This window comes from Kribbella endophytica (assembly GCF_054781295.1).
Map to the genome: position 1 here is coordinate 375,160 of NZ_BAAGUR010000004.1, position 21,911 is coordinate 397,070.

At 69.6% G+C, this 21,911-nt stretch carries 18 protein-coding genes; 4 read left to right on the forward strand and 14 right to left on the reverse strand.

Annotation, left to right across the window (positions count from 1 at the left end):
* Positions 1 to 102 precede the first annotated feature (102 nt).
* Positions 103 to 960 (forward strand): GNAT family N-acetyltransferase, encoded by an 858-nt coding sequence (locus ACYVIO_RS33600; protein ID WP_460654971.1) that lies wholly within the window; start codon positions 103 to 105, stop codon positions 958 to 960.
* Positions 961 to 992: 32 nt separating this feature from the next.
* On the opposite strand, the gene ACYVIO_RS33605 is transcribed toward ACYVIO_RS33600, so the two are convergent.
* From ACYVIO_RS33605 to ACYVIO_RS33615, 3 genes are read right to left on the reverse strand one after another with little or no spacing between them, the layout of a single operon-like run.
* Positions 993 to 1,646, reverse strand: coding sequence for a response regulator (locus tag ACYVIO_RS33605; RefSeq protein WP_460654972.1), 654 nt, complete (start codon positions 1,644 to 1,646; stop codon positions 993 to 995).
* A 39-nt stretch (positions 1,647 to 1,685) separates the two neighbouring features.
* A complete protein-coding gene (locus ACYVIO_RS33610) occupies positions 1,686 to 2,903 on the reverse strand; it encodes a sensor histidine kinase (RefSeq protein ID WP_460654973.1) in 1,218 nt (405 codons plus the stop codon).
* A 10-nt stretch (positions 2,904 to 2,913) separates the two neighbouring features.
* Complete coding sequence (locus tag ACYVIO_RS33615; RefSeq protein ID WP_460654974.1) at positions 2,914 to 4,692, reverse strand: M1 family metallopeptidase; 1,779 nt, start codon at positions 4,690 to 4,692, stop codon at positions 2,914 to 2,916.
* 242 nt (positions 4,693 to 4,934) lie between these two features.
* On the opposite strand from ACYVIO_RS33615, the gene ACYVIO_RS33620 reads away from it, so the two are divergent.
* Positions 4,935 to 6,503, forward strand: coding sequence for an adenylate/guanylate cyclase domain-containing protein (locus tag ACYVIO_RS33620; protein WP_460654975.1), 1,569 nt, complete (start codon positions 4,935 to 4,937; stop codon positions 6,501 to 6,503).
* Positions 6,504 to 6,559: 56 nt separating this feature from the next.
* Here the strand turns inward: ACYVIO_RS33620 and ACYVIO_RS33625 are convergent, their stop codons facing one another.
* The 3 genes from ACYVIO_RS33625 to ACYVIO_RS33635 all read right to left on the reverse strand — a co-directional run bounded on the left by ACYVIO_RS33625 (position 6,560) and on the right by ACYVIO_RS33635 (position 10,348).
* Positions 6,560 to 7,303, reverse strand: a complete 744-nt coding sequence (locus tag ACYVIO_RS33625) for an SDR family oxidoreductase (protein ID WP_460654976.1) — start codon at positions 7,301 to 7,303, stop codon at positions 6,560 to 6,562.
* Between the two features lie 30 nt (positions 7,304 to 7,333).
* A complete protein-coding gene (locus tag ACYVIO_RS33630; protein ID WP_460654977.1) occupies positions 7,334 to 8,122 on the reverse strand; it encodes a GNAT family N-acetyltransferase in 789 nt (262 codons plus the stop codon).
* Between the two features lie 741 nt (positions 8,123 to 8,863).
* Positions 8,864 to 10,348 (reverse strand): SDR family oxidoreductase, encoded by a 1,485-nt coding sequence (locus ACYVIO_RS33635; RefSeq protein ID WP_460654978.1) that lies wholly within the window; start codon positions 10,346 to 10,348, stop codon positions 8,864 to 8,866.
* 134 nt (positions 10,349 to 10,482) lie between these two features.
* Between ACYVIO_RS33635 and ACYVIO_RS33640 the strand changes: the two genes are divergently transcribed.
* Both ACYVIO_RS33640 and ACYVIO_RS33645 read left to right on the forward strand, forming a co-directional pair.
* Positions 10,483 to 11,268 carry an ArsR/SmtB family transcription factor gene (locus tag ACYVIO_RS33640; protein ID WP_460654979.1) on the forward strand — a complete coding sequence of 262 codons (786 nt, stop codon included), beginning with the start codon at positions 10,483 to 10,485 and terminating at the stop codon, positions 11,266 to 11,268.
* 114 nt (positions 11,269 to 11,382) lie between these two features.
* A complete protein-coding gene (locus ACYVIO_RS33645; protein ID WP_460654980.1) occupies positions 11,383 to 12,390 on the forward strand; it encodes a hypothetical protein in 1,008 nt (335 codons plus the stop codon).
* A gap of 39 nt (positions 12,391 to 12,429) precedes the next feature.
* Here ACYVIO_RS33645 and ACYVIO_RS33650 read toward each other — a convergent pair whose 3' ends face one another.
* The 8 genes from ACYVIO_RS33650 to ACYVIO_RS33685 all read right to left on the reverse strand — a co-directional run bounded on the left by ACYVIO_RS33650 (position 12,430) and on the right by ACYVIO_RS33685 (position 21,893).
* Complete coding sequence (locus ACYVIO_RS33650) at positions 12,430 to 13,650, reverse strand: serine hydrolase domain-containing protein (RefSeq protein ID WP_460654981.1); 1,221 nt, start codon at positions 13,648 to 13,650, stop codon at positions 12,430 to 12,432.
* 32 nt (positions 13,651 to 13,682) lie between these two features.
* Entirely contained in the window at positions 13,683 to 14,207 is a 525-nt protein-coding gene (locus ACYVIO_RS33655; RefSeq protein ID WP_460654982.1) for a hypothetical protein, read from the reverse strand.
* Between the two features lie 117 nt (positions 14,208 to 14,324).
* Positions 14,325 to 16,640: a helix-turn-helix domain-containing protein gene (locus ACYVIO_RS33660; protein WP_460654983.1), complete on the reverse strand. Its 2,316-nt coding sequence runs from the start codon at positions 16,638 to 16,640 to the stop codon at positions 14,325 to 14,327.
* Between the two features lie 22 nt (positions 16,641 to 16,662).
* On the reverse strand, positions 16,663 to 16,986 hold the full coding sequence (locus ACYVIO_RS33665) for a DUF1048 domain-containing protein (RefSeq protein ID WP_460654984.1): 324 nt from the start codon (positions 16,984 to 16,986) through the stop codon (positions 16,663 to 16,665).
* A gap of 1 nt (position 16,987) precedes the next feature.
* On the reverse strand, positions 16,988 to 17,344 hold the full coding sequence (locus tag ACYVIO_RS33670; protein ID WP_460654985.1) for a DUF1048 domain-containing protein: 357 nt from the start codon (positions 17,342 to 17,344) through the stop codon (positions 16,988 to 16,990).
* The gene (locus ACYVIO_RS33675) at positions 17,341 to 17,667 is read right to left on the reverse strand and encodes a PadR family transcriptional regulator (RefSeq protein ID WP_460654986.1); all 327 of its coding nucleotides are present in this window, start codon (positions 17,665 to 17,667) and stop codon (positions 17,341 to 17,343) included. The genes ACYVIO_RS33670 and ACYVIO_RS33675 overlap by 4 nt, the downstream gene beginning before the upstream one ends.
* 656 nt (positions 17,668 to 18,323) lie before the next feature.
* Complete coding sequence (locus ACYVIO_RS33680; protein ID WP_460654987.1) at positions 18,324 to 20,441, reverse strand: RecQ family ATP-dependent DNA helicase; 2,118 nt, start codon at positions 20,439 to 20,441, stop codon at positions 18,324 to 18,326.
* A 207-nt stretch (positions 20,442 to 20,648) separates the two neighbouring features.
* On the reverse strand, positions 20,649 to 21,893 hold the full coding sequence (locus ACYVIO_RS33685) for a DUF6986 family protein (RefSeq protein WP_460654988.1): 1,245 nt from the start codon (positions 21,891 to 21,893) through the stop codon (positions 20,649 to 20,651).
* Positions 21,894 to 21,911 lie beyond the last annotated feature (18 nt).

A 21,911-nucleotide genomic window follows, 5' to 3' on the forward strand; every position in this document is an offset into this window, starting at 1 on the left:
GCCGGCCGTACCGATACGCGGCACGATCCGCCAGCACCGTACCGGACCGCGGGGCGCAGAACCCGTTTGCCGCCTGGCGGTGCGGCTGGATACGTTGACGGCTTGTCCATCACGATCACGTCCTTGACCGACCCCGACTACCGGCCGTTCAGCCGCCGGCTGGTCTGGCTGGCGTCCGGCGACCACCCTGTCGGTTCGGCGTACCTGCGGCTGAACAGCAAGCCCACCCAGGAACACCTGGCCGAGCTGGAGCTCACTGTGCACCCGGCGGACCGCCGCCAGGGTGTCGGGTCGCGGCTTCTCGAGGCAGCGCTGCAGGGCGCCTTCGAGAACGACGCGACCACTGTGCTGGCCGATGCGACCGTCGGATCCGCCAGTGATGCGTTCCTCGCCGCGCGGGGCTTCACGGTCGGCCTGCGGCTCGTCTACACCCGTCTGGAGCTGGCAGACGCCAGGCCGTCCGCCGCACCGGTCGCCGGCTACCGCCTGACCTCCTGGGCCGGCGTACCGCCGGACGGGCTGATCGAATCCTTCACACTGGCGAGGGCTGCGATGAGCGACGCCCCCGTCGGCGACATCTCGTACGGCGAGGAGGTGTGGGACGTCGAACGCAGCCGGCAGGTCGCTGAGGTCGTGGCCCAGCGGGGCGACTTCCTGGAGACGGTCGCAGCCCTGGACGAGTCCGGCGAGGTCGTCGCGTACACCGAGCTCGTCGTACCAGGCGACGGCCAGGGCGACGCCCAGCATTACGGCACAGTCGTCGTCCCCACCCACCGAGGCCACGGCCTCTCCCGCTGGCTCAAAGCCGAGCAGATCCGCCAAACCACCGCACGCCACCCCAAGCTCGCAGGCCTCCTCACCGACACCGCCGCCACCAACGAAGCCATGCGCCGCACCAACGATTCCCTCGGCTACAAAGAACTTCACCAGGTCCACCGCTACTACGTGCTGCTCAAGTAGCCCACTGCGCGGCAGGCGCTCACCTACGCCAGCTAGGCGAGATCGGCGTCGTGGGCCAGGAGGGCTATCTGGACCCGGTTGTTGAGGTCGAGCTTGGTGAGGATGCGGGTGAGGTGGGTCTTCACCGTGGCGACGCCGAGGTCGAGGGCGGTCGCGATCTCCGCGTTGCTCTTGCCTTCGGCAACTGCTGCGGCGACGTCGCGCTCGCGGTCGGTGAGTTTGGCCAGCGCCGCGACGGCCTGGTCGCGGCGGGGGCCGCCGTCGTCACCGGCGACGTAGTCCATCAGGTGCCGGGTGACGCCACCGGACAGGATCGGCTCACCCTCGGCGACGCGGACGACCGCGTCGACGATCTCGCGCGGCGCCGAGTCCTTCAGCAGGAACCCGGCCGCGCCGGCCCGCAGCGCCTGCAGGAGGTGCTTCTCGGAGCCGAACGTCGTCAGGATCACCACCTCCGGCGCGTCCGGCAACCGCCGTACGGCCTCGGTCGCGGTCAGGCCGTCCATCACCGGCATCGTGATGTCCATCAGTACGACGTCCGGCCGCAGCTCACCGACCGTGGCGATCGCCGCCCGCCCGTCGGCCGCGTCGCCGATGATCTCCAGCTCCGCCGCACCACCGAGCATGCTCTTCAGCCCGGCACGCACCAACGGATCGTCGTCGACCAGCACCACCCGAACAGCCATGCCGCACAGCCTAAGCGGTCCGCCCGGGCAACCACCTGATCAGCTCGGCCAGGGCAGCCAAGCAGTCAGCCGGAACTCACCTGCCCGTACGTCGTGCTCAAGCCGTCCTCCAGCCAGCGTGGCCCGCTCAGCCAGCCCCACCAGCCCGACCTGCGACCCAGGCGACGCCCCTCCAGGAACCAGCCTGTTCCGCACCTCGATCGTCAGCCCGTCGCCAGGCCCACCACTCAGCTCCACCCACACCAGCGACCCCGGCGCATGCTTGCGCGCGTTGGTCAGCCCCTCCTGCACGATCCGGTACCCGTGCCGCCCAGTAGACGCCGGCAGCCCGTCCGCCTCACCTGCCAGCGGCTCGAACCTCACCTGCATGCCCGCAGCGACCGACTCCTCCACCAGCTCGGCGATCTCCCCGATCCCCGGCTGCGGCCGCTGCCCGCCCGGATCGCTCAGCCCAGGCCCACGCAGTACGCCGACGATCTCCCGCAGGTCGTCCATGGACTCCCGCGCGGTCGCCCGGATCACACCGGCCGTCACGGCCAGCTCCTCGGGTGGCATGTCCGGCCGGAACTCCAGCGCCCCGGCGTGCACGCTCAGCAGCGACAGTCGATGCCCGAGCGCGTCGTGCATCTCCCGGGCGATCCGCTCCCGCTCGCGCCGCCGTCCCTGCTCGACCCGCAGCTCCTGCTCCGACTCGGCCCGACGCGCCCGCTCCTCCAGGGACAGCATCAGCTGACGTCTGGTCCGTACGACGATGCCCCACGCGACCATCGCCGCGCAGCTCAGGCTGACGAAGCCCACGATGAACAGATACCCGTACGGGATGTCGATCGGGATCGGGTACAGCCAGAACTGCAGCGCCGCCGACACGATCGACAGTCCCAGCATCGACACGCTCACCGCCGGGCGCCGGTGCACGGCCACGCTGAACAGGGCGAACCCGGTCGCTCCACCCACCGCTGGGACGAACACCGACAGGACCGTCAGCACGACGACGAGCTCGACAGGCCAGCGTCTGCGCACCAGCAGCGAGACCGCGGCCAGCAGCCCCAGACAGAAGTTCACGGTGTCCGGGACGACCGGCAGCAACGCCTTGTCCGTGGGATCGGCCACCAGCAGACTGCCCACGGCCGCCAGCAGCACGAACAGCGTGTCGACCACCCAGTCCCGCGGCGTACGGCGACCCTGCCCGGGCGCAGCGCGCGAACCAGGCCTGAACAGCGCCGCCAGCACTCCCGGGCGGTCGAACTCGGTCGACATACCCCAGACGTTAGCTGGCCGCGGCGAGGATCTTCTGCACCGCTGCGGTGGTGATCGGGTGGTAGCCGGGCTGGGCGGTGGCGAACACCCGCGCCGCGAACTCCCGGCCGGCCTCCGACCCGCTCAGCGCCTTGTAGACCGGCAGCACCAGCTTCATCCGGCCGACGCGGGTCAGGAACGTCGCCAGCTCGTCGTACGCCGGGGTGTAGGCGCTGGCGGCAACGATCGAGTACCAGCGGCGGGCGATCTCGCCGTTCGCCGTACCGGTCAGGTCGAACTCGCGGTCGAGCTCCCGCAGCTGCTCGGCGCCCACCACGTCCGGCGCGGCGTCCAGGAAGCGCAGCCACTCCTGCGTCGTCCAGGTCTTGCCGCCCGCCGGCAGCTCACCGGTGCGCAGCCAGTTGTCCCGCAGCCGGTCCACGACCTCGAACCGGTCCGACTCGGCCCGCGCAGCGAACCGCGGGATGCCCGGCTCGTCCAGCCAGGCCGCTACCTCGTCCAGCGTCACCACACCGGGCCGCGGCGTCAGCAGGTGCTCCTGCAGGTGCGCCACGAAGTCCTCGGAGTTGATGCTGCGGAACGCGAACCGGTCGAAGTAGCCGCGCAGGAACGGGTCGAACACCTCGCGCCCGAACCGCTCCTCCAGCCAGGACAGGAACCAGGAGCCCTTCAGCGGGCCCAGCGACGTCGTGCCGTGGTACTCCGTGCCGTGGTTCAGCCCGGGCAGCTCCACCGCCAGCTGGGCCGGGCTCAGCGGATCCAGCTTGAGCACGGTCGAGTGCTGCTTGATCGCGGTCTCCATGACGGCCAGCTCGGTCCCGTAGACCGCCTCGACGATCCGGTTCTCGACGTACGACGTGAAGCCCTCATTGAGCCAGATGTCGTCCCAGCTGTCCTGCGTCACCAGGTTGCCCGACCAGCTGTGCGCGAGCTCGTGGGCGATCACGCTGACCAGCGACTTGTCGCCGATCACCACGGTCGGCGTCGCGAACGTCATCCGCGGGTTCTCCATCCCGCCGTACGGGAAGGAGGGCGGCAGCACCAGCACGTCGTACCGGCCCCAGCGGTACGGGCCGAACAGGGCCTCGGTGACCCGCATCATCTCCTCGGTGTCGCCGAACTCGGTGGCGGCCCGCTTGGCCATCTCCGGCTCGGCCCAGACGCCGGCCCGCTCACCGATCGGCTCGAACACCAGGTCACCGGCCGCGATCGCCAGCAGGTACGACGGAATCGGCTCCGGCATCACCACGTCGTACGAGCCGGTACGGCGGGACTGAGTGCCGTTGTCGGCACTCATCAGCACCATCAGCTCGGGCGGAGCGGTCACGTGGGCGGCGTAGCTGAAGCGGACGCCCGGGGTGTCCTGCACCGGGACCCAGCTGCGCGCGTGGATCGCCTGCGACTGGCTGAACATGAACGGCAGTACGCCGCCCGCCGTCATCTCCGGCTCCAGCCACTGCAGCCCGGTCGCCGTCGGCGCGGTTCTGTAGCTCACGCGGACCTGCTCGTGCCCGGCGGTGCGGATGGTGAGTGCGGAGCCCAGCTCGTCGTCCGGGAAGGCCAGGTTGTGCTCGAGCGGCTTCCAGCCGTCAGCTGTCGAGCCCTCGACCTCCAGGACGGTCAGGTCGCGACTGTCCAGGATGAGGCGGTCGCCGGGCCCACTCCAGGCCAGCGTGTGCGTGGCGGTCCCGACCAGCACCTTGGCATTGAAGTCGAGGTCCAGCTCCAGGTCCAGGTGGGTGGTGCGCACCAGAGCCGGTTCGGCGTAGGAGTGGCGGTCGTGGGTCACAGGGGGGCTCCCGAGGCCTTCAGGGGGTCATTCGCCGCAGTCGTTCGCAGACGTGGTCCGCAGGACATTACCCAGCCGACAGGTCGATGACGCGGCCGATTAGAGCCAGGGGCAGCACCGTGCCAAGTTGCTCAGCATGGGTTGCAGGTTCCTGCAGGTGTAGTCCGGGGAGTCATGTCCCAACCGCTCATCTGACCGGGGTGGTGCGCCGGTACGACACCATGAGCTTGCAGACTGTAGGCATGATGGCGGAGAGCAGCAGCCCCGAGGTGGTGCTGCAGCGCAGGCCGTTCGGGTCGTGGCTGCTGGGGCCGGTCGACCAGAACCCCCGGGTCCTGCGGATCCGGGTGCAGCTGCTGCTGACCTTCTTCTCCATCGGCACCAACGTGATCGGCGCCGCGGTCGTCTTCGTACTCGCCGTCTGGGTGCTGCCGGGCCCGGCAGTCGGCGACGAGCTGAGCCTCGTCCGGTGGATCGCGTTCCCGGCGTACTTCCTGTTCGCGCTGCTGGTCGGCGCGATCTGGAGTACCCGGCTCGCGCTTCGCGTGACCAGCTGGGTGCTGGAAGATCGCCCGGCGACTCGCAAGGAGCAGATCGCCACCCTCCAGCTTCCGTTGCGGCTGACGATGATCGAGGTCTTTCTCTGGCTGCTCGGGACCGTCTTCTTCACGCTGCTGACGCTCGCGCTCCAGCCGGAGAGCGTGCTCCGCGTGATGGTCACGACCTTCGACGGCGGGATCGTCACCTGCGCGGCGTCGTACCTGCTGACCGAGTTCGCTCTGCGCCCGATCGCCGCCCGCGCGCTGGCCGACGGTGCGCCGCCGCGTCGCCTGCTGGCGGCCGGGTTGAAGGCGCGCACGGTGTTCTTCTGGGCGGCGGGCTCCGCCGTACCGGTGCTCGGGCTGATGCTCACGGCCGTGATCGCCCTGATCGAGAAGGACGTCTCGGCGACGCGGTTGTCGGTGATCATCCTCGTACTCGGCACGATCGTCCTGGTCTGCGGCTGGCTGCTGACGTTGCTCTCGGCAAAGTCCGTGGTCGCGCCGGTGCGATCGGTGCGGAACGCGCTCTCGGTGATCGGCGACGGTGAGCTGAACGTCCGGATCCCCGTCTTCGACGGCACCGAGCTCGGCTCGCTCCAGTCAGGCTTCAACCAGATGGCCGCCGGGTTGCGTGAGCGCGAGCGGATCCGCGACCTGTTCGGCCGGTACGTCGGACCGGACGTCGTCCGGGAAGCGTTGACGAGCGACTCGTTGGGCGGGGAGGAGCGGTTCGCCGCCGTACTGTTCGTGGACCTGGTCGGCTCGACCGAACTCGCCGCCGGGCGTCCGCCGGCCGAGGTGGTGCAGCTGCTCAACCGGTTCTTCGCGATCGTGGTCGACGAGGTGGATCGGAACGACGGATTCGTCAACAAGTTCGCGGGTGATGCGGTGCTGGCCGTCTTCGGTGCGCCGACCGAGCTGCCGGATGCGGCGGGGAGCGCTCTCCGGGCTGGGCGTGCTTTGGCCCGGCGGCTCGGCGAGGAGTTGCCTGAGGCAACGGCTGGGATCGGGATCACGGCCGGGACTGTCGTCGCCGGGACGGTTGGTGATGTACGGCGGTACGAGTACACGGTGATCGGCGATCCGGTGAACGAGGCGGCGCGTCTGAGCGATCTGGCGAAACAGACCGACCACCACGTGCTGGCGTCGATGTCGGCGGTCGAGGAGGCGGCGCCGTCTGAATCCGCGTTCTGGCATCCCGGCGATGAAGTCACTGTGCGGGGACGCCCGACGTCGACCCGCTTGGCGCATCCCAAGCCATCGGCCTGACGCCCGACGTCGACTCCTCTGTTCCAGCCCGAACCGCCAGCCCGACGGCGCGCCGGCTAGCGACCGCCTGCGACGTCGACCATCGAGCCCGTCATGTATGACGCACGATCCGATGCCAGGAACACGATCAGCTCAGCGACCTCCTCGACCTTGCCCGGCCGACCCAGCGGCGGCGTCGAACCGATCCGCTCCAGCCGCCCCTCCTCGTGGATCTCGGTCTCGATCAGCCCCGGCCGAATCCCGAGCACCCGGATCCCTTCCTTGGCGACCTCGTTCGCGAGCCCCACGGTGAGTGTGTCCACCGCCGCCTTGCTCGCCGCGTAGTCGACGTACTCGCCCGCCGATCCCAGGACAGCACCACGCGACGACACGTTCACGATCACCCCGCCGGCACCACGCTTCGCCGTCGACATCCGCCGTACGGCGCTACCAGCAACCAGGAACGCACCGATCGCATTGATCCGGAACACCTGCTCCAGCCGCGCCACGTCGTACTCGTCGACCCGCCCCGCGGGCGACACGATCCCCGCGTTGTTGACGACGGCCCCGATCGGCCCGAGCTCGCGCGTCACCTCGTCGAAGAGCCGCTCGATCTCCGCGCCCTCGGCCACGTCGGCCCGCACCGCGACAGCCCGCCGCCCGACCGCCTCACACGCGGCGACCACCTGAGCGGCCTCGTCCTCGCGCGTCCGGTAGCTGATCCCGACGTCCCATCCGTCGCCCGCCAGCGCGATCGCCGCCGCGGCGCCGATCCCGCGACTTCCACCCGTCACCAGCGCGACTCCGCGCACACTCGTCATACGGCCCAGCCTTTCACGCCGTACCGATCACTACGGCGCGGGCTTCGTCAGCTGCACCTGCGTTTCGGTCCCGTCGAACCCGAGCGCCCGGTAGATCCGGATCGCCAGGTACTCCGGGTCGGCGACCATCACCAGCGTCTCCGCCTTCAGTTCCGTGAACCCGTACGTCGAAGCGGTGTGCACCAACGTCGAGGCGATCCCCTGCCCGCGATCGTCCGGATGCGTCTGCACGTCCTGGAACCGGGCCACCCCGGACCCGTCCGTCAGCAGCCCGAGCGAAGCCTGCAGCCGATCCCCGTCGAACGCCCCGAACCACTGGCCATGCCCTGCCTCGACCACGGCTCGATGCGCCGCCTCGCGCCGCCGTACGAAGTCCTCGTACCCGTCCATCTCCATCGGATTGGCCGCCAGGGTCAACCCGACCAACTGCTCCCAGTCGTCATCGCTGCTCAAGAACCGGTACGCCGAAGCCGAGTTGGGCCGAGCCGGCGGCACCACACTCCGCGCCGTCATCACCGTGCTCCGCTCCACCCGGAACCCGGCCGCCGCCAACTCCCCCTCGTCCCCCGCCACCCCGTCCACCGAATCAATGCCCAAGGCAACATGCTTGGCGTCCGGAAAAGTCCCCGCGAAAACCTCCAGCCACCCACCAAGCTGCCCCGCCCCAACAGCCCCCGGCAGCAGCAAGAAGTTCCCCCACCAGAACGTCGGATTCGCAGGCGTCCGCACCACCACATGGCCGCCCCCATCCGTCACCTCACTCCCACCCAGAGCAAGCAGCAACAGATCCGTCCGATAACCCAAACTCAAGATCTCCACGCCTCTATGGTCAGCCGCGCGTCAACACGATTACCACCAAGCCCAACACCCCACGCGGACCTGGTACGCCGCAGACCCGAACACGGCGCGGACCCGAGCACGGCGCGGACCCGAGCACGGCGCGGACCCGAGCACGGCGCAGACCCGAGCACGGCGCGGACCCGAGCACGGCGCGGACCCGAGCACGGCGCGGACCCGAGCACGGCGCGCCGTCGCCGGAGGCGACAGGCGCTTCCGGGCAGCCGGCCCTCTGCCCCCACCCCCCTTTCCCGACCGGTTCACCAGCCAGCGCAGTTGCCTGGGCAGTGCGGGCGAGCGCGACGCGGGCGAGCAACAGCGCGATGGGTCCGGCGCGGGCGCAGGCTGGGTGCGGCGCGAGCACGGCGCGACGCGGATGCGGCGCGATCGCAGGCGAGATGCGGCGCGAGCACGGCGCGCCGTCGCCGGAGGCGGCAGGCGCTTCCGGGCAACCGGCTCTGCCCCCACTCCCTTCCTGACCGGTTCACCAGCCAGCGCAGTGCAGGCGAGCGCGACACGGGCGGGCACAGCGCGATGGGTCCGGCGCGGGCGCAGGCTGGGTGCAGCGCGAGCACAGCGCGACGCGGATGCGGCGTGGGCGCAGGCGAGATGCGGCGCGAGCACAGCGCGACGCAAGGCTCAGACGCAGACGAGACGCGCGCGCGGGCGCAGCGCGCCGTCGCCGGAGGTTACTGGCGCTTCCTGGGCGGCCGGCTCCCGCCCCTACCTCCGTTCGGTTGCGTCGGCCGCGCGGGCGATGTTGCGTTGCATGCCGCCGAAGACGATGCCGTGGAAGGGTTTGATGGCCCACCAGTAGAGCTGGCCCGGGAGGCCGCGGGGGTGGAAGAGGGCTCGTTGGCGGAAGATCGTTCGGCCCTCAGTGTCCTGGTCGACGATGAGTTCCAGCCAGGCCAGGCCGGGGAGACGCATCTCGGCGCGTAGGCGTAGCAGCTTCGGTTCGTCCAGGTCTTCGACGCGCCACCAGTCGAGCGGGTCGCCGACGGCGAGGTCCTTCGGGTTGCGGCGGCCGCGGCGCAGGCCGGGTCCGCCGAAGACGCGATCGAGCAGGCCGCGGGCCCACCAACCGAGGCGCCACGAGTACCAGCCGTTGCCGCCGCCGATGCCTTCGATCACCGACCAGAGCTGCTCCGGAGACGCGGAGATCGCGCTCTGCCGCTCGTCGACGTACAGGGAACCACCGGCCCAGTCCGGATCGCTCGGCAACGGATCACTCGGTACGCCGGGCGTCGCAGCAGAAGCCCAACTCGTGGTGACGTCGAGATCCTGGATCCGCTGCAGCGCAAGCTCGACAGCCCGATCGAAGCCGATCAACCCAGGCGCCGGATCCGGCACATACGCGGCGATGTCGTGCTCCTTGCGCACCACCTCATGGATCAGACTGTCGACCAACGGCCGCGCGATGCTGTTCGGCACCGGCGTGACCAGCCCGACCCAGTGGCTCGACAGCGACGGCGTGAGCAGCGGCAGCGTGACGATCCGCCGGCGCTTGAGGTGCGCCGCATCGGCGTACCGCTGCATCATGTCCCGGTACGTCAGCACGTCCGGCCCACCGATGTCGAAGCCCCGATTCACCTCAGCCGGCATCGACGCACTCCCAACGAGGTAGTGCAGAACATCCCGTACGGCGATCGGCTGGATCCTCGTCCCGAGCCACCGCGGCGTCACCATCACCGGCAACCGGTCCGTCAGGTACCTCAGCATCTCGAACGACGCCGACCCCGACCCGAGAATCACGGCAGCCCGCAGCACGGTCGTCGGTACGCCGGACGCCAGCAGGATCTCACCCACCTCACGCCGCGACCCGAGGTGCGGCGACAGCTCCTCGCCTTCCGGATACAGCCCACCGAGATAGACGATCCGCCCGACCCCGGCCTCCCGCGCAGCCGCCCCGAAGGTCCGCGCGGTGTGCCGATCGCGAGCCTCGAACTTCTTCCCCGTCCCGAGCGCGTGAATCAGGTAGTAGGCAACATCGACCCCCTCGAGCGCAGCCGATACCTGGTGCTCGTCCCCCGCATCAGCCTCGACGACCTCCACGTCGTCGTACCAGTCGCGCCCCTCCAGCCGCCGCGGATTTCGCGCCATCGCGCGAACGCGATAACCGGCCTTCAACAGCTCGGGCACCAGCCGCCCGCCGATGTAGCCGGTCACACCGGTGACGAGAACAAGCTTCTGACCATCGGACTCCACTGAACTCACACCCTTCCGAGTGCCCTGTCACCACCGAGGTTATGCCGAACTTGTGCACCGTTGACAGGCAGCCATCCGGCTGCCTATTGTCAAAAGGCAGCCACATGACTGCCTGTTAGGAGTGAATCAGCGTGATGGACGACGCGTTCCGCGCCCTCGCGGACCCGAGCCGGCGCCGCCTGCTCGACGAGCTGAACCAGCGCAACGGCCAGACCCTGCGCGAGCTCTGCGCCGTCCTCGCGATGGCGCGGCAGTCGGTCAGCAAGCACCTCGCCGTACTGGAGGACGCCAACCTCGTCACCACCGTCCGCCGCGGACGGGAGAAGTTGCACTACCTGAACGCCGAGCCGATCAACGCCATCGCGGACCGCTGGATCACCCGGTACGACCGTCGGCGCGTGCACCTGTTCGCCGATCTCAAGACCGCATTGGAGCAGCAGACCATGAGCGACAACGACTTCGTCTACACCACCTACATCCGGACCACGCCCGAACGCCTGTGGCGGGCGTTGACCGAGCCGGAGTTCACCCGCGAGTACTGGGGCCTGCACCACGAGACCGACTGGCAGCCCGGCTCGCCGATGGAGTGGAAGATGGGCGACGTGACGATGGCCGGCGCCGGCCAGAAGGTCGTCGAGCACGAGCCGTACCGGCGACTCGCCTACACCTGGCACGTCATCACGCCGGAGTTCGCCGAGGCCGCCGGCCTGTCCGCCGAGGACCTGGCCGCCACCAAGGACGAGCCGCTGTCGACCGTCACCTTCACCCTCGAGCCCGAGGACGACCAGGTGAAGCTCACCGTCGTCCACACCGGCTTCGAGCCCGGCAGCCGCATCCGCGAGATGGTCGGCGAGGGCTGGATCCGGCTGATCGCCGACCTGAAGTCCTTCACCGAAACCAGCAAGGCACTGCAAAGCTGACCACTCTGTTCGCTGCGTGTTCAACTGGTGGCTGTCAGTGCATCCGAAGCTTTCCCCCGGGGCGCGGCAACCCGCCGTACTCCGGTTGCTTCGTGAGGAAAGGACCACCAGCAGATGGTGCGAACACGTTGGCGCGGCAAGGCGGCCGCCGCAGTTCTGGTTCTCGGTCTGACCGCCGCTTCACCAGCCGTTGCCGCAGCTCCGCAGTCAGCCTGGCCGGGCGACTCCAAGGTCACCATCGCCGATGGCTCGAAGGTGTTCGGCGAGAACTTGAGCGGCGTCTCCTTCGGCTCGCCGACTGTGCTGTGGGCGGTGAAGAACGGACCGAGCAAGCTCTACCGCCTGGTCCCCAACGGCACGACCTGGCGGCCGGACACGACGAGCGGCTGGTCGTCCGGCAAGACGCTCAACTACACCAACGGCAGCGGTGACCCGGACGCCGAGGGCGTCGTCTCCACTCCCGAGGGCCTGTACGTCGCCACAGAGCGCGACAACGACAAGGACGGCACGAGCCTCCCGAAGGTCGCCCGGTACGACGTCTCGTCCTCGGGCAGCTCGCTCAACGCGACGACCGAGTGGAACCTGAAGACCGACCTGCCGTCCGTCGCCGCGAACAGCGGCCCCGAGGGCATCTCCTGGATCCCCGACAGCTTCCTCACCGCCCACGGCTTCCGCGACGAGCACACCGGTACGGCGTACAGCCCGAGCACCTATCCCGGCCACGGCACCGGTCTCTTCTTCGTCGGCCTCGAAGCCAACGGGACGATCTACGCCTACGCGCTGAACCAGACCGGCGGCGGCTACACCCGCGTCGCCACGATTCCCACCGGCTTCAGCGCCGTCATGGATCTCGAGTTCGAGCCGGAGACCGGCCACCTCTGGGCGGCCTGCGACGACACCTGCAAGGGCCGCACCGCGACCCTCGCGATCGATGCCCAGGGCAAGTTCTCCGCCACCGCGGTCTACGACCGCCCGAGCGGGATGTCCAACTACAACAACGAGGGCTTCGCCATCGCGCCGCAGTCCACCTGCAGCGCGGGCCGCAAGCCGGTCATCTGGTCCGACGACAGCAACGACGACAACCACGCGCTCCGCGCCGGCACCGTGCCCTGTACGCCGTAAGCGAGCCGGGGGCGGGCACGGCGCCCGCCCCCGGGTTGCTCAGTCGATCGCCTGGTACAGGGTGGTCCAGAAGTCGTGCAGCAGCCGCGTCGAGTCCGGCGTGGACGCCCCGACCTGCGTGAGCAGCAGCCCGACGAGCTGGTTCTTCGGATCGGCGTACGACGAAGTGCCGCTCCCGCCGTCCCAGCCGAACTGTCCGACCGGCGCGTAGTCACCGCGGTAGGTGCGCACCGCCATCCCGAATCCCCAGCCGCCGTGCTGGCCCTGGCCGTGCGAGATGTGCACGTTGTCGCGACCCATCGCCTCGCGGGCCACCAACTGCTCGGCCGTCAGCCGGTTCGCCGTCATCAGCTCGACGGCGGGCCGGGACAGGATCCGGTCGGTGCCGTGCAGGCCGCCGTTCAGCAGCATCCGGAAGTACGAGTGGTAGTCGTCGACGGTCGAGTTCAGTCCGCCGCCACCGCCCTGGAACGCCGGCGGCTTGCTGTGCCGGCCGCCCTCGGCCTCGTCCCAGACGTGGAACTCACCGGTCCCCGGGTCCGGTGCGTACAGCGGAGGCAGTCGGTGCAGCTCCTCGCTCGGGACGTAGAAGCCGGTGTCCTTCATGCCGAGCGGGCCGAAGACGCGCTCGCGCAGGAAGTCCTCGTACGACTGGCCCGAAACCCTGGAGACCAGTACGCCGAGCAGGTCGCTGCTGATCTGGTACTGCCACTGCTCCCCCGGCTGGTGCATCAGCGGCAGCGTGCCGAGCCGGCGCATCCACTCGTCCTGCTCGGGCATCGGCTCCGGGAGGTTCGGCGTGATGCCCTGCTCGAAGACCGCGCCCATGATCGGCGTACCGAGGACCGTCATGTCCATGCCGAGCCCGAAGGTCGACGTCAGCACGTCCCGGACGGTGATCGGCCGCTTGGCCGGTACGACGTCGTCGATCGGGCCGCCGAGCTCCTTCAGCACCTTGCGGTCGGCGAGCTCGGGGAGCCACTGGTCCACCGGGTCGTCCAGCCGCAGCCGGCACTCGTCGAGCAGCACCATCGCCGCCGAGACCGCGACCGGCTTCGAGGTCGAGGCCATCCGGAAGATCGTGTCCCGCTGCATCGCGCCGCCGCCGTCGTGGCGCATCGTCCCGAGCGTTTCGACGTGGGTCTGGTCTCCGCGGCTGACCAGGGCGACCAGCCCGGGGATCTTGCCGGACTCGACGTGGCGGGTGAGGACGTCGCGCAGTCTGCGCAGTCCTGTTTCGGTGAAGCCGGTGGTGGACATCGTGGTGCTCCTTGCTGTGAAGGGGATGGTGGTCAGCAGCCGAGCCGGTCGGCGATGACTTCGAGCACCTGACGCAGGTCGCGCGCCATGCGGGCCTGCAGACCGAGCTCGGCGATACCGTCCGCAAAACCCGGGTGGTCGGGCAGGACCCTATGGACCCGATGGGTCACGTGAGCCCCCTCGGGGCCGGCCGTGACGGTGTGTGTTCCGGCGTACCAACTCTGTACGGCGAGCGTCGCCGCATCGACCTGGATTTCGACCGGCTCGAGGGGGCCGGCGAGCTCGATCCGGTAGCCGGTTTCGTCAGCCACCACGGTCATCGCGCCCTGCCGCGCGGCCGAAGCTCCGGCCAGGACGAGCAGGTTGTCGCCGCCGACCCGGCCCGCTGTCACCGCGAGCAGGAGCTCGGCAACCGCCTCCGCCGGAGCGGCGACCGTTCCTTGCACTTCCCACCGTGCGGGGAGTGCAGCGAGTTCGGTGAGCAGGGTCGTGTGCATGGCAGAAGCTTCGGCGGGACGTCCGTCCGCCACAATCCACGCGCCGTCGGTGCGGGACACGGGACAGTGCGCTGACCTGGGCGTTTGCCTGGCGGGCGGCTGCCGAACTGCTGTCCCGGGACGGGACGGGACAGCCGGAGCAGGGCGCCGGCCCGAGCTCGGTCGCGACGTTCTGGCTCAGGCCCGGGACAGGCCGGAACGTGACGGCTCGAGGAGGTAGTCGATGCCGTGAGCCGTGGACAGGTCGAGCACCGCCGTGAACTCGCGTGCCGCCGTGTCCTTGTCGCCGGTGGCCAGACAGGCCTCGGCGTACGGGAGGCTGATGCGGGCCAGTCGATGCGGTTCGCCGGCCCGGTCGAGGATTCGCGCGGCCTCGGCGTACCGGGCCTCCGCCTCTTCGACCCGGCCGAGGTGTCGCAGGGCGATGGCGACGTCGGTGAGGCTGACCGCTTCGAAGATCGGTTGGCGGGTTGCCTGGTTGAGCGCGACGGCTTGCTCGGCCAGGTCGAGTGCTGCCTGGGCGTCGCCTTCGCCGAGTGCTGCTCGGCCGAGGACCTCGACGCAGACGCGCTCCGACTGCTGGCCAAGTCCTTGGGCGCCTTCGCGGATTTCGGCGATCACCGCGCGCGCTTCGTCGTACCGGCCGAGCTGGACCAGCGCCTGGCCGAGACCGGCGACCACCTGGACGCGCGTGGCAGCCTCGCGCGGTGGCAGCAGTTCTTGTGCCTGGCGCAGAAGTTCGACGGCGCTTGTGGGGTCGGCGGTGTACATCCGGAGATCCGCCAACTGCAGGAGCGCTAGCGCCTCACCGATGACGTCTTCCTCCGCGGCCATCAGCTGTCGAGCGGTCTCGAGCTCCGGCACTGCTTCTTCGAGCCAGCCAACACGGAGCAGTACGGCGCCCAGCAGGTACCGGTGCGAGGCGAGCACACGCCGCCGACCGAGTCGTTCGGCTGCGGGCATGCTGGCCTTGAGCGCGCGGCCCAGTCGCGCCACGCCGCCGCGCCGCGACTGGGTGATCGTCGCGAGCTGCGCGAGTCCGACCACCGACGTGTCGATGCGCAGGTCCAGCGCGAACCAGTACGTCGCCGCCAGGTTGGCCCATTCGGCGTCCATCCAGTCGACGGCCTGGTGGAAGGCCGACAGATCCGGCAGCGCGGGAGGCGGCTGGGCCACGATGACCGGCAGCGGAATCAGGATCCCGGCGAGGTCTTTCACGGCCACCATGCCGCTCAGGTAGTAGTCGGCGAGGCGAGCGATCGCCGGCACCGGGTCTGCATCGGCGTCGTCGGCGCGGGCTGTCTGCCGCAGCAGGTCGTGCATCCGGTACCGGCCGGCGGCCGGCTCCTGGATGAGGTGGGCGTCGACCAGGTCTTCCAGCAGCGAGCGGGCGTTGGCCAGCGGGATCCCGGCCAGCGCGGCTGCGCCGTACGCATCGATGTCCTCGCCCGGAACCTGGCCGAGCAGCCGGAACATCCGTCGTTGCGCCGAATCGAGCTGCCGGAGCGACATGTCGAACACGTCGGACACGGCCAACTCGCCGTCGCGCAGTCGTTCCACCAGGGTGTCGACGGTCCACGCGGGCCGGTGTCGCAGCCGGGCGGCGGCGACTCGGATGGCGAGCGGGAGGTTGCCGCAGCGACGCAGTACTTCGTCGACATCGCCCGCGCGGCTGCCGCCGACGGACTCGACGAACAGCTGCGCCGCGTCGTGGGCAGGCAGGACGTCCAGGGAGATCGGCTGTACGCCGTCCAGCTCGACCATGCGTCGGCGGCTCGTGATGATGACGAAGCTCTGGCCGGCTCCGGGCAGCAACTCGCGCACCTGATCGGCGTCTGCCGCGTTGTCCAGCAGGACGATCGCGCGTCGCGTCGCCAGCTCGGACCGCCACAGGGCAGCGCGCTCGACACTGCTGTCGGGGATCCTGCCTGGCTGTACGCCGAGCGCTCCCAGCAGGACGCGCAGCGCTTCCGCGGGCTCGACTCGCTCGCGGCCGGGCGTGAACCCGTGCAGGTCGAGGTAGAGCTGCCCGTCGGGAAAGTCGGCGGTCAGCAGGTGCGCGGCGTGCACTGCCACGGCGGACTTGCCGACGCCGCCCATGCCGTCGATGGCCACCACCGTGGTCGCCGTTCGGGTGGCTCTTGTCCCGCTTGGCGCCGTACTCGACGCTGCGGAGAGCAGCGCCTCGATCTCTACCTTGCGGCCGGTGAAGGCGGTGATGTCGTGCGGCAGGTCGTTGCGTACCGGCATGGCGACGGGCGGCGGATCCGCCGGTCCGTCCTTGGCGTGCTCCCACAGTTCACGCAGTGGCCTCGGGTCACGCCCGGCGGCCTTGCAGAGCGCCACCACGGTCGGCCAGGGCGGCACTGCCTGGCCGGAGAAGTAGCGCGACAACGACGAACTGCTCGCGTCGATGTCGCGCGCGAGATCGCGAAGACTCCGCCCGGTCAGGTCACGCAACTGCCGCAACGACTCCGCCAACTCCTCGCGCACGCGACCCAACCTCTCTGACGGCTCAGCCGCTGATTCTAGGCTCCTTGGCAACAGACTCCTGGTACAGCTCGGCGTACGTCCTGGAGTCCTTGATCAGGTCGTCGCAGAAGGCCGCCACGTCGGTGCCGATCAGTTCGATAACGCCCTTGCCAGCAGCGACGCCCTCGTCGAAGAAGTCGACGATCCCGGGGAGCAGGTTCCCATCGGTGAGGTCGACCGGACCGACCTTGAAGAAGTACTTCTGCATCTCCCGGTAGACGATCTGGTAGTCCTGCGGGAGCCCCTTGACCCGTGCCACGTGCGCCCGCCACTGCTTCTTGCCCTCGATGATGTCGTGGATCCCCATGTCAGCCTCCCAACCGTGCCAGCTTCTTCGCGACGTTCCTGTTCAACTGCTCGCGCCACCGGTCGCGGTAGGTCCGGCTGCCCTCTCCCCCGGCCAGCGCCGCGCAGAAGCCCGCGATGTCGTCCCCCAGCACCTCGTCGACGCTCTGCCCTTGCGCCGCTGTCTCCTCGAGCAACCCCAGCGCGCCATCGAGAATCGGCAACAGGTTCCGGCCGGTGAAGTCGCCGTACGGCGAGAGGTGCGCGTTGAGCTGCTCCCACGCCGCCCGGTATTCGGTCGGCAGGGTCTGCGCCCGCACCTCGAACGCCTTGTACTCCCTGGTGAGATCGCTACCGGTGATGGTCTCCCAGATGTTCATCTGCCGCCCTCCTTGAGCTTCTCGATCCGCTCGGTCACGTACTCCCACTTCCCCCAGAACCGCGCGAGCTCTTTCCGCCCCGCGGCGTTCAACGCGTAGAACTTCCGAGGCGGGCCCTGTTCCGACGGCCGCTTCGTCACCCGAACCAGCTTGTTCCGTTCCAGCCGCAGGAGAATCGTGTAGACCGTCCCCTCGACGACGTCCCCGAACCCGAGCTCGTTCAACTGCCGAGTGATGGCGTACCCGTAGGTCTCCTCAGCCCCGACGATCTCGAGCACACAGCCTTCGAGCGTCCCTTTCAACATTTCTGTCAGGTCGTCCATCGCCGGTTCCCTTCCCCGCGCTGGTATTCAGTAGCACCAAGTACCAGCTATACAGTACCACCGAGTACCGCCCGGGGACCACGAGCGGATGCGTGGGCGTGGGCGCCTCGCCATCCCCTACTGACCGACGCAGAGCAGGAGACCCTCGTCGCGCGCTGGTACTTGGTAGGCGCGCGGGGCGCCTGTACTTGGTGGGTGTCGGCAGGGGATGCCTGGCCATCCCCTGCCGCTCGACGCAGGGCAGAAGCCCCTCGGCGCGCGCTGGTACTTGGTGGGCACGCGCGGCGCCGGCACCTGGCGGGCACGCGCGGCGCCGGTATCTGGTGGGCGCGCGCCGGCGCCGGTACTTGGTGGGTGTGGGTGTGATGCCCGGCCATCCCCTGCTGATCGACGCAGGGCAGGAGCCCCTCGTCGCGCGCCGGTACTTGGTAGGTGCGCGGGGCGCCGGTGGCTGGCGGGCACGCGCCGCGCCGGTACCCGATGGGTGCGCGCGAGCGCCGGTGCCTGGTGGGCGCGCGCTGGCGCCGGTACTTGGTGGGTGTGGGTGTGATGCCTGGCCATCCCCTGCTGATCGACGCAGGGCAGGAGACCCGCGGCGCGCGCCGGTACTTGGTAGGTGCGTGGCGCTGTGCTTGTCGATCAGCCCGGTGGGGTTGTCAGGGGCGGCGGTGGATTAGGAGAGGCAGCACCGCGGCGGCGCCGGATTCTCGGAGTTTGGCGGTGGCTACGGTGATGGGCCACTGGGAGGACGAGGCGTCGACTACCAGGAGGACCGAGCGGGCGGTGATGGATTGGGCGGTGGTGGGGTCGACCTCGATGGCGTCTCGCCAGACTCGGGCTTCTTCGGCTGAGGAGAGGCCTTCGTCCAGGGAGTACGGGTTGAGGGTGAGTTCGGCGCGGTCGAGGCGGCCGATGTCGGCGAGGTGGTCGGCGACCGCGGTGGTCAGGCCTCGGTAGCCGGCGGCTGGGAGGGGGATGACGATCTCGGGGCGGCGGGACCAGGCGTCGCGCCAGCGGGACAACGCCGCGACGCACCCGGCCTTCAGAGCCTCCACGTGCGCGGGGTCCGGGGAGTCGCCGAAGACCGAGCGCAGGACCTCCCGCCATTCGGGGGCGTCGGCGTAGACGATCGTCCGGCCAGGATCGGCAAGCAGCGCAGGTGGGATCTTGCCCTTGGCGCCGAACGCTCCCCCGGGCCACATCTTGCGCGGTTCGAGCACGTGGGTCTCGCCGCGGAGCTGGCGGGTGATCGTCTCGACGGTCTCCGGGTCGGGCGCTGCGGTCAGCGGATCCGGGAGCAGGCCGAGACAGACCGAGCACCGACCACACGGCTCGGCGGTCGGGTCGTCCAGCGACTCCTGAAGCAGTTGCATCAGGCAACGTTCACCGCGGGTGTAGGCGCGCATGATGTCAGCCTCGCGGCGTCGTACGGCGACGATGCCGTCATAGTGCGCGGCGTCGAACGTCCACTCGGCGTCCGTCCGCAGCCAGCCCTTCTCGACCCGCTCGACCGCGCCGTCGACGGCGAGCTGCTTCAGCATCAGCTCGACGCGGCCACGTCGGAGCCCGGTCTCGGCTTCCAGCGACGGCACGGTCGCCGGCTGATCAGGCCCGTACGCCGAAAGGCCGGCCAGCAAGCGGTTCACGTTCTCGGGCACTGGGATCGTCGCGGTCGCGAAGTAGTCCCACACGCCGGCGTCGGCGTCCGACGGGAGCAGCGCAACGACGGCGTGGTCGATGCCGCGGCCGGCACGTCCGACCTGCTGGTAGTACGACACCGGCGACGGCGGCGACCCGACGTGCACGACGAACCCGAGGTCAGGCTTGTCGTACCCCATCCCCAGCGCGGACGTCGCGACGAGCGCCTTCAGACGATTCTCGCGGAGTGCGTCCTCGAGGAACTCCCGCTCCCCCGACTCCAGCCCGCCGGTGTACGCAGCGACCGGCACGGCGGCGCCGTGCACCTCCTGGACCGCGGCCGCCAGGCGCTGCGCGTCGGCGACGGTCAACGTGTAGACGATGCCCGAGCCGGGGAGCTTCGGCAGGTGGTCGACCACCCACGCGAACCGATCGAGCGGCGAGAGCGCGTTGACCACAGCCAACTGCAGGCTCGATCGCGCCAACGGACCACGCAGTACGAGGGTCGAGGCGCCAAGTTGATGCGCAACGTCCTCGGTGACGCGCGTGTTGGCGGTCGCGGTCGTCGCGAGCACGGGGGTCTGAGGGTTGAGCTTCTGCAGTACGTCGGACACGCGCCGATAGTCGGGGCGGAAGTCGTGTCCCCAGTCGGAGACCGCGTGCGCCTCGTCGATCACCAGCAGGCCGATCTGGCCCGCGAGCCCGTCGAGCACGCGGCGACCGAAGCCTGGGTTGGCCAGCCGCTCTGGCGAGACGAGCAGGACGTCGATCGCGCCGGAACGCAGGTCGCTCTCGATCTCGGACCAGGCGTCGAAGTTGGACGAGTTGAGCGTCGCCGCGCGCAGTCCGGCGCGGCCGGCGGCGGCGACCTGGTCGCGCATCAACGACAGCAACGGCGAGACGACCAGCGTCGGCCCGGCGCCTTCGGAGCGACGGATCGCCGTCGCCGCCCAGTACACCGCCGACTTGCCCCACCCGGTCGCTTGCACGACCAGCACCCGCGCATTGGGCTCACACAGCGCCGCGACCGCGGTCTCCTGGTCCTCCCGCAACCGCGCGGCATCCCCCGCGATCGCGGAGATCACCCCCGCAGCAGTCGCCGCACGAGCCTCGGACAGCTTCAACGCATCACCCATGCCAACGACCCTAGACGCCCCCACCCCCATCCCGTGGGCCCCCGACCCCCATCTGTGGAAAACCTGGAGGAAGCAGGCTGCTTCGTCGAACTGGAGACCGGTTGTAGGCAGAAGACTTGCGGGGCCGTCGGCCGATTGGCAGCGACTACTTGAAGGGATTCGCCGAGGGGTGAGGTTCGGCGGCGAGGAGCGGGCCGGCCGTGCGCGTCAGCCCCGCACGGGACGTTTGGCGAGCTTCGCCAGGGTGACCTCGTCCAGACCGGTCAGCTTTTCGATCTCTTCCTGATCGGCGGCGCCGCAGTCGATGGCTCTGAGGACGTAGGCGGCCAGGGCGGTGGCCGTGGCGGGTTCGTCCAGGTAGCCGGAGTCTCCTTGGCCGGTGTAGGCGCGGAGACGGGTGGCCGCAACCTCCAGACCCTCACGGTAGAACGTGTAAGTGGCGGCGTAGCGGGTGGGGAGTTGGGCGGGGTGCATGTCCCAGCCCTGGTAGATGCCTCGCTCCAGGGAGCGGCGGACCAGGCGGGCGTGGAGCCGCCACGCGGCATGGACTGCCTCCCGATCGCCGACCGGAAGGACGTTGGTGGAGCCGTCGGAGATGAGGACACCAGTACCTGCCGCAGCGAGCTGCATGATGTCTTTGGCGTGATCAGCAGCCGGGTGCTCCATGCTTTGGTACGCCGCGGCGATGCCCAGGGACGCCGAGTAGTCGTAGGTCCCGTAGTGCAGGCCGGTGACGCGCCCGGCTCCGGCGGTGATCATCCGTGGGATGAGGGCCGTGCCGTCAGGGCCGAGGATCGACTGAGGCGTTTCGATCTGGATCTCGAAGCCGAGCTTCGGGATCGAGCGGGCGCGTTCGATCGCATCCAGTACGACGACCATGGCCTCGATCTGTTCGACCGAGGTGACCTTGGCGAGGGTGATGACGAAGCCGGGTGTCAGGGCGTCGGCAGCGGCGAGTTCACCGACGAAGAGATCGAGAGTGCGGACCCCGCGTCGACGGGTCGGCGCCTCGAGGGATTTGATGCGCAGACCGTGGTACGGCGGTGCGGTCCCAGCCTTGACAGCCGATACCAGAGCACGTGCCGCGGCAACAGCCGCAGCGTCTTCCTCCTCGTCAGAACGCGCGCCGTACCCGTCCTCGAAGTCGATCCGCAGATCCTCGATCGGCTCGGCGTCCAGCTTGGCGCGGACGCGGTCATAGACCTCGGCCGACAGCCCAATCCCCAGCGCCGAGGCCAGCTCCTCAGCCGTCCCACCGTGAGCATCCAGCGCGGCCCGAGCCTCACCACCCCAAGCACCAACAGTCCCCACCGAGTACTGATCACCCGGCACATACACCGTATGAACAGGCTGCCGCACTCCCCGATCCCCCGGGTACCGCGTGGTCAGTACGGCGTCGGCCTCGGCCAGCCGTCGGTCCAGGTCGCCGACGAGAGCGTCGAGGTCTGTCATACCCACCACCTTAATCTC